This window comes from Paenibacillus oenotherae, assembly GCF_019443105.1.
GTDB classification, from domain to species: domain Bacteria; phylum Bacillota; class Bacilli; order Paenibacillales; family Paenibacillaceae; genus Paenibacillus_Z; species Paenibacillus_Z oenotherae.
In genome coordinates, this window is record NZ_JAHZIJ010000001.1 from 946,165 (window position 1) to 957,952 (window position 11,788).

At 50.8% G+C, this 11,788-nt stretch carries 10 protein-coding genes and 1 CRISPR repeat array; of the genes, 2 read left to right on the top strand and 8 right to left on the bottom strand.

Annotated elements, in window-relative coordinates; all coding sequences use genetic code 11:
• Window positions 1-8: 8 nt before the first annotated feature.
• Window positions 9-881, bottom strand: a complete 873-nt coding sequence (locus tag K0T92_RS04110) for a carbohydrate ABC transporter permease (RefSeq protein WP_219871099.1) — start codon at window positions 879-881, stop codon at window positions 9-11.
• Window positions 881-1,756, bottom strand: a complete 876-nt coding sequence (locus tag K0T92_RS04115) for a carbohydrate ABC transporter permease (RefSeq protein WP_246627821.1) — start codon at window positions 1,754-1,756, stop codon at window positions 881-883. Before K0T92_RS04115 ends, K0T92_RS04110 begins: the two co-directional genes overlap by 1 nt.
• 167 nt (window positions 1,757-1,923) lie before the next feature.
• Here K0T92_RS04115 and K0T92_RS04120 point away from each other — a divergent pair, with 167 nt between their 5' ends.
• Window positions 1,924-2,652 (top strand): response regulator transcription factor, encoded by a 729-nt coding sequence (locus K0T92_RS04120; RefSeq protein ID WP_219871100.1) that lies wholly within the window; start codon window positions 1,924-1,926, stop codon window positions 2,650-2,652.
• Window positions 2,649-4,232 carry a sensor histidine kinase gene (locus K0T92_RS04125; RefSeq protein ID WP_219871101.1) on the top strand — a complete coding sequence of 528 codons (1,584 nt, stop codon included), beginning with the start codon at window positions 2,649-2,651 and terminating at the stop codon, window positions 4,230-4,232. The genes K0T92_RS04120 and K0T92_RS04125 overlap by 4 nt, the downstream gene beginning before the upstream one ends.
• Window positions 4,233-4,983: 751 nt before the next feature.
• Here the strand turns inward: K0T92_RS04125 and K0T92_RS04130 are convergent.
• From K0T92_RS04130 to K0T92_RS04155, 6 genes are all read right to left on the bottom strand, one after another.
• Window positions 4,984-5,643 carry a response regulator transcription factor gene (locus K0T92_RS04130; protein ID WP_219871102.1) on the bottom strand — a complete coding sequence of 220 codons (660 nt, stop codon included), beginning with the start codon at window positions 5,641-5,643 and terminating at the stop codon, window positions 4,984-4,986.
• Window positions 5,636-6,802 (bottom strand): sensor histidine kinase, encoded by a 1,167-nt coding sequence (locus tag K0T92_RS04135; protein WP_219871103.1) that lies wholly within the window; start codon window positions 6,800-6,802, stop codon window positions 5,636-5,638. The genes K0T92_RS04130 and K0T92_RS04135 overlap by 8 nt, the downstream gene beginning before the upstream one ends.
• 31 nt (window positions 6,803-6,833) lie before the next feature.
• On the bottom strand, window positions 6,834-7,610 hold the full coding sequence (locus K0T92_RS04140) for a CPBP family intramembrane glutamic endopeptidase (protein WP_219871104.1): 777 nt from the start codon (window positions 7,608-7,610) through the stop codon (window positions 6,834-6,836).
• A 299-nt stretch (window positions 7,611-7,909) separates the two neighbouring features.
• Window positions 7,910-8,284: a VOC family protein gene (locus K0T92_RS04145; protein WP_219871105.1), complete on the bottom strand. Its 375-nt coding sequence runs from the start codon at window positions 8,282-8,284 to the stop codon at window positions 7,910-7,912.
• A 229-nt stretch (window positions 8,285-8,513) separates the two neighbouring features.
• A CRISPR array of direct repeats spans window positions 8,514-9,534; the repeat unit is 32 nt; unit sequence ATTTCAATCCACACTCCCGCGTAGGGAGTGAC.
• 457 nt (window positions 9,535-9,991) lie between these two features.
• A complete protein-coding gene (locus K0T92_RS04150) occupies window positions 9,992-10,951 on the bottom strand; it encodes a hypothetical protein (protein WP_219871106.1) in 960 nt (319 codons plus the stop codon).
• 396 nt (window positions 10,952-11,347) lie between these two features.
• A complete protein-coding gene (locus K0T92_RS04155) occupies window positions 11,348-11,719 on the bottom strand; it encodes a YmaF family protein (RefSeq protein WP_246627822.1) in 372 nt (123 codons plus the stop codon).
• Window positions 11,720-11,788 lie beyond the last annotated feature (69 nt).

Sequence of the window (11,788 nt, forward strand, 5' to 3'; positions counted from 1 at the left end):
TCTCCGCGCTACCCTTTAATGCCCGACATTTGAATGCCTTCCACCAGATGCTCTTCGCCATAGAGGAAAATGAGCACCATCGGGGCCATGTACAGCACGGAAGCGGTGAATGCAACCCCGCGGGCCCCTTCGGCGATATCCGCCAAATACACGGACAGCGGCTGGCGAATCGGCTCGGTCAGGAACAGAATCGGCTGCTCTACCATGTTCCAGTTGTCAACGAAGGACAACAGTATGAGCGCGGCAATGCCCGGTCTCGCGAGCGGAAGAGCAATATGGATAAACGCCCGCACATGGCCTGCGCCATCGATTCTCACTGCCTCCAGATAAGCATCCGGAATGCCCGCCATGAACTGCCTCATCAGGAACACGCCGAACGTTGCGAATATGCCCGGGAGCACAATTGCTCCGTAGCTGTCCAGGAAGCCAAGCTTATCCGCCACCAAGTAATTCGGCACGAGCGTAACCTGGAACGGCATAAGCATCGTAAGCAGGTAGATGAAGAAGAGCCTGTCCCTTCCGGGGAAAGCCAATTTGGCGAACGCGAATCCGGCTAAGGTGCCGACAATGGCCTGACCTATGATGATAGGGAGTGTCAGCTTGACGGAATTCCAGAAATGCAGCAGAAATTTCGGGCGTTTCAGCAGCACCTCTTCGTACTGAGCTAATGTGACCCACTCCGGGATTAGACGAATGCTCATGTTTTTGCTGGCAGCGGCGGATTCTCCTCCGTTCAAGGCATCGTAATGGCGGCTGATCTCCTCCTCGGACATGAATGAATTGCTGACCGTCAGCACGACAGGAAACAGCATCGCCAGCACAATCAGAATGAGAAATGTCAATTTCAAGGTGGTCAGTGTATGGTGCAGAGCAATACTCATTATTGCAGCGCCTCCCTTGAACGTCTCTCCATTCGGAATAGTACATAGACAACGGCCCCGATGACGATCGACAGCAGGACGGCAGCCGCCGTCAGCTTCGGGTAGTCCAGCGACTTGAACATGTTGTTCATGAAATGCTGCAGCGTATAGATAGAATCGTTCGGATAGGCGCCGGCTACCAGGTACGTCTCCCGAAACACCTTGAACGACTGTACGATGCTCATCACGATGACAAAGAAGGAGGTCGGTGACAGCCCCGGCCACGTGATATGCAGGAATTGGCGGAACGCTCCGGCCCCGTCTATAGAGGCCGATTCATACTGCTCCGCAGGAATGTTGGACAGCCCCGCGAGAAAAATAATCAGATTGTAGCCAGCGTTCTTCCACACGAATACGACCAGCATGACGGCAAATGCCCATCTTGTGTTCATCCAGTCGACGGGATCGAGCCCCCATTCCATCAAGTAATGATTGATCGCTCCATGCCAATGAAACAGCGTCTGCCATACGAGGATCACAGAAGCGACAGGTACAACGAGCGGGAGCAGGAACATCGTCCGCAGCGATTGGCGGAATGGAAGTTTTCCCTTCAGAAGCAGCGACAATCCAAGCGATATGGCAAAAAGCAAGGGTACGCTGACGCCGGCGAACAACAGCGAGTTGACGAATGCTTTGCGGAATGAGCCGCTGGCCTGCAATGCTGCGTAATTATCGAAGCCGACGATTTTGCCGCTTACGGGATTGTCGATAAACGAGTAGTAGACAACCGCTCCGAACGGGATGATGAAAAACAGGAGAAATCCGGCCAGGCTCGGGGCCAGGAACAGCAGCACAAGCGGCGCATCCCTCCGGTATTGCTGTCTAATCCGGTTCAAGTGATCACTCCTCTCTTGGGCGGGTTGTTTCGCTTTTGGTCGTCGTCATGCCCTCCATCATAATCCAGTTATGTGACAGCTGTGTGACAGGCCCTATGGTGACAAAGCGGTATGGCTCGCTTACAATAAACCTGTGAAATGGACGCGGCAAGAAGGGACTGAACAGCGTGAAACCGAAAGTGCTTATTGTCGAGGACGAACGGCGAATCCGCGAATTAATCGCTGATTATTTGGACGAGGATGGCCTGGACTGGTGCGAATGCGCGCGGGGCGACATGGCCTTGGAGAGGTTCCGGGAGCACAACCCCCAGCTCGTTATTCTTGATATTCTAATGCCGGGACTGGACGGGTACGACGTATGCGAGGCGATCCGCGCCATATCGAATGTGCCCATCATCTTCCTCACGGCCAAATCCGAAGAAGACGACAAACTGCTCGGATACGACCTCGGCGCCGACGATTACATAACCAAACCGTTCAGCCCGAAGGTGCTGACAGCCAAAATAAAAGCATTGCTGAAACGGGCGGAGACGGTGAAAAGAGCGATGTCTATCGAGACGGCGAATAAAATGGTGTTAACCGAAGCCGCGAACGAATGGGTGAAAGCGGAAGGGTTAACGCTGGATCTGGCGGCTAGGGAAGCGGAGCTTGACGGCGCACCTCTTGCGCTATCGGCCAAAGAATTTGATCTGCTGCTCCACTTCGTCCGCAACCGCAACCGGGTGCTTAGCCGCGAGATGCTGCTGGACGCTGTGTGGGGATATGATTACGAAGGCTATGTCCGCACCGTGGATACGCATGTGAAACGATTGCGGCAGAAGCTCGGGGCGCGGGCAGATTGGATCGTTACATTAAGAGGTGCCGGGTACCGGATGAAGATGAAGGTGACATCATGACCCGTTGGAGACATTCTGTCGCATTCCGGCTGTTCGCCATCACCTTTGTTGTCATCATGCTGTTTCTCGGTGTACTGCTCACGGTTCTTGCAGGAAGCTTCTCTTCGTTCTATGAGCGTCGGCAGATCAAGGATATTGAGCAGGAACTGAATCTCCTACGTGACCAATATAAGAGCTCAAGCTCATCTTTAGCTACGGACGGGTTCCCTCCATACTTCTTCCAGTTCGAAAATGATTATTACGCGACAATTTCACTGGTGACGATGGCGAACAATAAAGTTTTGGTCCAGCGAGCAAAGCAGGATGTGCCCGAAGATTCGCAGGAGAATGGATGGCCTCCTATGCTGCCCTATGGTCCTGATGAGCAGACCCGCAAATTTATGTCGGCGCTTCAGGAATGGCAGAAGGATTCGCATGCAGTCGACCAGGTCATGAACCAGTCCATGACGCTCGTGTACCGTTCTCATGGGAATAGCTCGCTCAATTCCGCTAGCGATCAGCTGCTTGCGGTCGCTCCGATTGAAACCGACGGGCACGGCGGCGGTACCTTGCTCTTCGCCACATCCTCGCTGCAGCCGGTTATCGGTGCCGCGAAAGTTATCCGCGATTTCTCCTGGTATGCCTTTGGCGTTGCGTTCGTCTTCGTACCGGTGCTGGCCTTCCTGTACGCTGGCATTCTTACCCGACCGCTCCGCTCTCTGAACGAGCTTGCCGGCAGGCTGGCGTCGCTTGATTTCTCCGTTCGCATCCAGTGGCGCCGCAAGGATGAGATCGGCGAACTTGCGCGGACGTTTGATTTCCTGGCAGACAACTTGCAGGGGGCGCTTGCGGAGCTTCATGAAGCCAACGACAAGCTGCGGGAGGATATTGAGCGGGAGAAAGCGCTGGAGCGGATTCGCCGCGATTTTATTGCCGGAGTATCTCATGAGCTCAAGACGCCGCTCAGCTTGATCGGAGGGTATGCGGAAGGTTTGCAGGACAACATCGGAACGGGGGCCAAGCGGGAGAGATACGTGGAAGTCATTCTGGACGAGACGCGGCGCATGTCCGCCATTGTTGGTGACATGCTGGACTTGTCCCAGCTGGAATCCGGCCAATACCGGCTGAACCTGGAGCCGTTCGATGCTGCGGAGCTGCTCAAGGAATCTGCCGCACGCGCGGATGCGCTCGGAGCAGAGAGACATGTCCTTGTGAAGGTGTCCGTGCCGCCTGCAGATGAGGACGGAATCGTCGAGGTTCTGGCCGACCGGTTCCGGATCGGGCAGGTGCTGACCAATCTGGTGACTAACGCGGTGCGGCATACGCCGGACAAAGGAACGGTCACGCTTGCGGCTGCACGGGACGGTGCCGAATGGCGCTTCACCGTCCATAATGAGGGGGATCCCATAGCGGAGGAAGAACTCCCGCGCATATGGAGCCAATTTTACCGCGTTGACAAAGCACGCGCCCGCGAAAGCGGCGGAACCGGGATCGGCCTCGCCATCGTGAAGCAAATTCTCGACCTGCACGGCAGCCGATACGATGTGCGCAACGAGCAGGGAGGCGTGATGTTTGCCTTCACGCTTCAGGTGAATCGTTGAGCGGAGCTGCTGGAACAACGATAGGCTGGTGCAGATTAGTTGTTGATAAACCCCGCCCAAGGTAGCGATCCCAGACACGTCGAATATGCCTGCAACAGTGGCGAAAGCGCAGGCTTTCTGCCGTGCTGGCCTGATGAAGAGCTAATGCCTGCCGAAGCGCAGGCTTTCTTCCGTTCTAGGCTGATGAAGAGCTAATGCCTGCCAAAACGCAGGCTTTCTTCCGTTCTAGGCTGATGAAGAGCTAATACCTGCCGAAGCGCAGGCTTTCTTCCGTTCTAGGCTGATGAAGAGCTAATACCTGCCGAAGCGCAGGCTTTCTTCCGTTCTAGGCTGATGAAGAGCTAATACCTGCCAAAACGCAGGCTTTCTCACCATATTTGCTCATATCGGCGAATTTGGCCTCGTATTCCTGCGTAATTGCAGGCATTATTCCACTTCAAGCTACTTTTGGCCGGAATTCCTGCGCTTACGCAGGAATTCTTGGCCTCCTCCCCTCCCCGAGAAGGAGTCAACCGCTGATTTCGTTCGGAGCCTATTATTATGTATCCCGCATTAGAGCGGCAACGGGCGTGTTGAGCCCATGTCTGGCAAGGCTATGGGAGCAGAGCAGCAAATTCGTAAATATTTCAGCTTCAATGCTTCAATGCTTCAATGCTTCAATGCTTCAATGCTTAAATGCTTAAATGCTTCAATGCTTCAATGCTTCAATGCTTCAATGCCAATATAACAAGCATCCAACCAACAAATATCATCAATGATCGAACAAGTATCCTTTTAATAACAGCGCCGCCTTAGCCCGGTCATTGGTTCCGATCTTGGTATAGATGCCGCTTAAATAGTTCTTCACCGTTCCTTGAGTCAGAAATAATTTGTCGGCGATTTCCTTGGAGTTGTACCCCTCTACAAGCAGTCTTGCAAGATCCAGCTCTCTTGGCGTCAGTTCAAGCTCCTCGCCCGCCTGCTCGAATCGGCTGTTCTTGCTGCGGATATTGAGGGCAAGCTTATGCGCCACCTTGCCGGTCAGCAGCAAATTGCCGGATAACGCTTCATGTATGGATTGTACAAGCTTCTCGCCGTCGATGTCCTTGAGCAAATAACCGGAAGCTCCATTGCTTAAAGCCTCAATAATATACGCATCATCGTCGAAGGTCGTCAAGATGAGAATGGTCACCTGCGGATAGAGCTCCTTAATGGCTTCGGTTGCCTTTACGCCTCCCATGCCCGGCATGCGGATATCCATCAGAATAACATCCGGAACAACCGAGCGGAGCCGTTCAAGCGCTTCCTCACCTGTTAGAGCCGTCCCAACGACCTCTACATCCGTGCGGATCGAAAGCAGCGTTTCCAGACCTTCCAGCATAATTTTCTGGTCATCCACAAGCATGACACTGATTTTGTGATCGCTATCCATGAACCATCCCCCTCGCAACAGGCATGCGGATATGGAGTGCAAACCCGTTCATCGGCTCGCTTTCCACACTGAATTGGCCTCCGATGGCCACTATTCTTTCCTCCATCGTATTCAGGCCAAAGCCGTATACCACCGAATCGCTGCCTCTTCCATCATCCTTTACCGCAATATGTATCGTATCTTGCTGCTCCAGCACTGCGATCTCAATCACATCTGCCTTGCCATGCTTCAGCGCATTCGTAATCGATTCCTTGATCGCGCTCAGCACCACATACTCCTGAAGGGAGATAAGAGGGGCGGCCACCTCATAATGAAAAATAAACCGGACACCCGTCTGCTTCGCCGTATCGCTTATGATCTTGCTTATCCCCTCCTTCAGCCCCAGGCCGCCCGTTGTCCCGTCCGCAGCTTTCAACGTCTTGACGACCTGACGGATATTGCCGAGTCCTTCCTTCATCTGCTCGCGTGCAACGAGAATCTTCCGGTAAGCTTCCTCCGGTCTCTTCTCGAAGAGCAGCTGCGCCCCTTCAAGGGCGACGATCGCTGTCGTTAGCGTATGACCCACCGTATCATGAACTTCTTCCGCAATCCGGGTCCTCTCCTTTAATGCCGCCATCTCTTCCCTCGTCCTGGATTCCTGGATCAAAGCATCGTTTAAGCGGAGGCTCAGCTCCCTTTGATTGAGCAGCAGCTTCGTGCTCCAGATCGGAATAACCAGACACGAATAGCTCAAAATACCGATCACATTGCTCCATATATCCTCGCCCTCTCCCGGCCACAACAATATATAAGCCAGAAACCCGCCATAGGCAAACGGGAGCGCGTACCACGACTTGTAGTGCAGAAGAAGATCCGCAGCAAAGAGCACAAATACGATACTCTCAATTTCTGTGCCGCTTCGCAGGAACAAGAGAAAGAGCAGAATGATTTCCACAAGCGGAGATACGGCTGCAACAGGGTGATACCTGGGATGATTCAATACTCGCTCCGAGTGCCTGATGAAATAGAGCCCGATGAGGATCGCAACAACGATGAAGCCCTTATACTGAGATAGAACAACGAAAAGCAATAGCAGAGCCACATAGACACATGCCAGTCCGTAGAAAAAAATTCTCGAAACTTTCGTATTGCTGAGTGTCTGAATCGTTGACATATTCATAAGACCGCACTTCCCTTAATAATGGATCACATTATAAGAATCCCAGAACGACGGCAGCAACACCTAGCAGCAGAGGAATGGCTTCCACTCCGTGAATGATGATGGCTGGCCAGAAGCTCCGATATTTGACATTCAAAAAGCCGTAAAAAAGCGATCCGATAATAAACAGAGGGATTTCCGATATTTTATGAAGGTGGTAGGCAGCGAACAGGACGCCGTTCATGGCCCAATCCCATTTGCCAAAAGCTCCCCTCATCTTGGGCAGCAGAACCCCCCGGAAGAACAGCTCTTCCCCCAATAAATAATTAAACAAACAACTGACAAGCGCAATGCCAAGCAGATACCAGGCGCCGACGAATTCGGGGGTCGCCAGATTTTCAATTAGCGTATACTCCTCTGGAGCCATTGCCGGGAAAAACCGATTGATCGCCTCTTCCATAAACCCGAACAAGCCTGAGCTTTCAAAGAAAAAAGCGTACAGAATAATTGGAATCGTGAATGAATAAGCGAGCTTGTAGATTCGATGCGTCCTCGGATGAATCGGATGATTCAACCATAATCTCTGCTTCAGCTTCTCCCAGCTCAAGCGGCCCAGTTCTCTTCTCAGAATGATGACAGACAGCACGAACTGCCAGATCATGCCAGCAATCATGAGCATCCAATAGAGAATACCCGGGTGAAAACTGACGATTGGCACCAGAACAGGCATCAATACGAATCGCATAAGGAGCATCGGCAAAGCAACCAATGCCCATAGCCCCAATATTTTCCGAACACTGTATTGTTTTACTTCCATTTCGTCATACAACCTTCCCACTCCTTCTTAGGACGAATTTATTTCCTTGAAGCAACTATAGGAGAAGGGAGCATCATATGATAAGTGACGATCGTCATAAAGCGACAAGCAAGGCGGATGGACATCCTGCTTATGGAGGTATTGCAACGAAAAATGCAGCCTTTATCAGGCTGCATTGGGCTAAATCATGGCACGAGCATTCAAACGTTCTGGGCGTCCAGGTAAACAAAGAAAGAGCAGCTGCCGTTGGCAAACTGCCCCATGATCCGTTTGAACAATCGTACTCGATAGTTGAACAAACCTGCGTCTTTTTACGATTGGCCGTTCGTGTTTCCATGTTCATGAGCAAGAATGTTGATAAGCTTGCCGAACGGATCGCGGACATAGAATCGTCGAACTCCCCAAGGCTCATCAACTGGCCCATATTCTATCGGAAATCCAGCTTTCTTCATGCCTTCTAATGCAGTATCGACATCATCGACTTCAATCGATAGATCAGGCGTAGGCGTTTCTGAGCCACCCTGTGAGGCGAAACTAATTTGAATGCCCATCTCCTCGTTTAAACCATAAGTTCTAATCCAGCCATGATCCATCATTAAATCAAGGCCAAGCACATCCTGGTAGAAGCATTTTGCTGCCATGAGATCATTCGTATTTATATTGGCGACGATTCGTTTGACCTTCATTTTCATACCTCCCAGGTATAAGCAGATTGTCCTTCAAAAATCCCCATTTACGCCGTTATTCTGCCCGTAACGAGGCCGCCAGGAAGAAGCAAGGGTAACAAGCACTCCAGGTTCCCGTGTAGGGAGTGACCCTATCAAATCCCACGCCTCTATCCAGTCCAGAATTTCAATCCAGCACTCCCGCGTAGGGAGTGACCGTGTTGCGTATGCGGCGCTGTAATCCTGCAGAATTTCAATCCACACTCCCGCGTAGGGAGTGACAGGCATGACTATTTTATAAAACAACGGTTCAAGATTTCAATCCACACTCCCGCGTAGGGAGTGACGCGATTATCTGCTTGCATTCGAAGTCACGATGGAATTTCAATCCACACTCCCGCGTAGGGAGTGACTGCTGGCCGTGGCCGCTATCGTGCTGGTGATCGTATTTCAATCCACACTCCCGCGTAGGGAGTGACAGCGCCTAGAGGACTTACAATCCCTCTACGGACAATTTCAATCCACACTCCCGCGTAGGGAGTGACTTCATCTCGTTCCCGTTCGGACTCTACCAACCGCATTTCAATCCACACTCCCGCGTAGGGAGTGACGATCGTATATTGCGTATCGATTTTGATAGTAATAATTTCAATCCACACTCCCGCGTAGGGAGTGACCGTGATCGTCCATTGATAATTCACGTATCACTCCCATTTCAATCCACACTCCCGCGTAGGGAGTGACATAAAGTGGAAATGATTACATACATCGCTTTAGATTTCAATCCACACTCCCGCGTAGGGAGTGACATTTTCATTTGGTAAGCAATACTCTTCCTGTTTCGATTTCAATCCACACTCCCGCGTAGGGAGTGACGGGCTAACCAAACCCGTGTGCTTAACGAGCAGTGATTTCAATCCACACTCCCGCGTAGGGAGTGACGGCAAGCAGCAGACGTTCCGGCGGGTGTTTAAGGAATTTCAATCCACACTCCCGCGTAGGGAGTGACACCCCTACATGACAATAAATTGCGAATAGTGGAATTTCAATCCACACTCCCGCGTAGGGAGTGACCATTTTAAAATCTCCTTCTCAGATTGTTTTTGAGAATTTCAATCCACACTCCCGCGTAGGGAGTGACGACTTTGCGTATATCCAGTACAGGTCTTGGAGAATTTCAATCCACACTCCCGCGTAGGGAGTGACCTGTCGCTATGAGTAGACAAGCGATAATAAATGATTTCAATCCACACTCCCGCGTAGGGAGTGACAGCGGGCGTTTTGAGCCCTTGTCTGGCAAGGCTTTGAAAGCGCTTTAGTGCGAATCACATTTTTGAACACTTAAAATTGATAAAATATGTTTACAAAATCCCCGAAACCCGCGCCAGCAGCGAGGTGCGAAACCCCCAGGGATTTCATGTGAGCTTCACATTCGCACCAGCAGAATGAGCCATTCAAACGATCCATGCCACTACAGCAAGTTCAACTTATACATATGGGGATAAATGTAAAAACCGTTGCCCATTCAGAATATTCCTCGCCGACAATTTTGTCAATGATCCACAGAGTCAGCTATCGAAGAATGCAGGGAGCTTTCATAGTGTTTTCACAAAAAATGAACCGCTCTTTTGTAAAATAGAGGCACCACCGCCATGAGATAGTTTTTGCCACTACCATTCCAGAGAGTTCCTCTCTCATGCCGCCAGAGCCCCGTAAGCATAGGCAGTGTCACTCCACATCTACCCTTTTCAACTCACCATCATTATATCTATAGCTAGCCGTGACATTGTACTCATGTTCGACGTTCATAACAGCAGTAATGTTTATTCGAGCCTGATCATCTAACATTGCTGTACTATATGATGCATTTGGTACTCCAAGCGCGCTCTTAAGGGGCGGGCTTTTTTCAAGGCTGCGATTCGTCCATCGATAAACAGTAACATCAGGCCAAGACATATGTAATCCCTGGAATTGATTCACAAGCTCAGCAGTTCCATCGCCATCCAAATCAACCACTCGGGGAAAGCCCCAATCTTCAAAACCATACCATCGGCCTTGCCCCACATCGAAATAAAAATAAACCATCCTGCCCGGACCGTTGGCACTCAGTTCAACGGCCCCATGAACGATACGAGTTGAATCCCGATTCTCCTCATGCTTGTAGCCCAATAAGAACAGCGCAGCATGCTGTTCAGGATGCTCCTCCTCAAGACTTCCCATGAAGCAATCCTGGTAGCGATACTTTTCTTTTTTGTATTCGACCAATACGACTCGCTCATAGCTCAATCCACAAAGTGCTTCTTCATCGTGAGTTTTGTACACTTCCAACAACACGGGCTCACCATCGATCTCACCGAAGGGGATTGTTTGCGTATGCTCCCATGTCCCACCTGCCTGCTCCTTAGAAAGTTCGCTAATCTCTACCGGCTGAAATTGGAGTTTAACAGACTTCGGGAACGTGTACTCCTGATGGCTTTCTCCCAAATTTGAGTCGGCATCCCCATCCGGAGCTCCACTTAATTTTGAATCCATATTTGAATCCGCAGCCATGCTTCCAGTGGAGGCATCAGGACCCTTAATATGCGCTCTGCCCGGATCGTTAACTCCACACGAAGCCAATGCCATTCCCAATATTACACAGGCCACTATCAATGTATACCGCCATTTAGCTATTGCTTTAACAATCACTGTTCTTCACCCCAAAGTATACTTACCAATTAGACGGCCGCTCCAGGAAAAAGTTACCCGCTCCCCCGTCCACTACCCCGCAGACAGAGAAGAAATCCGGCGTAAGTGCAGGAATTCCGGATAAAAGAAGCCGCGAACACTACAATGCCTGCACAAGTGCAGGCATTGTGAGCAGAATGAGCCGATTAGAGGAATATAGGGTGAATTTCCTGCGCTTTGGCAGGCATTTCGTCTATAGCAGGCCGAAACGAGAAAAAACCTGCGTTTGCGCAGGAATGCTCGCTATTTAGAATCGCGCCCTCCCATCAGGGCTGGCATGAGGACGGCTGTCAAGTTGCGCGCCACTAGCTCTGCTTCGGCCCGATAGACTTTCATTGAAGCTTATCGGGCCTTCGTTCACTTCGTAAGAGGGGATTGAATTAAAGTGGCGAAATTAAATGGATGTAAATGTTCATCATTCAAGGTCGTTTTGCCTGTAACAAAATGGACGTGTTTGCCGTTTCCGACCGGAATAGCTGGCCCCGTTCTTATTTTCTTCAAATTATGAAAATGATCCAAGAAATCGGTATGGGTAAAATCTATTTCATGCACATGGCTGTTCCCTATTCGAATCGCTTGCCCCGTTACACCTGCGAAGCGATGATTATGCCGATCCTCGCCTTCCTCAGCCAATCTGGTACTGCCTTCAAATTCATGGACATGCCGCTGCTTCTTTCGTTTAGCACAAGCATACCCTGCTTTCGTCTTGATGATAGCTTTCTTCTTCAACTTATTACACGCCTCCTTCGGATTGTTTTACAACAACATCCTATTGAGGCGGGCACGGATGGGTGCTGG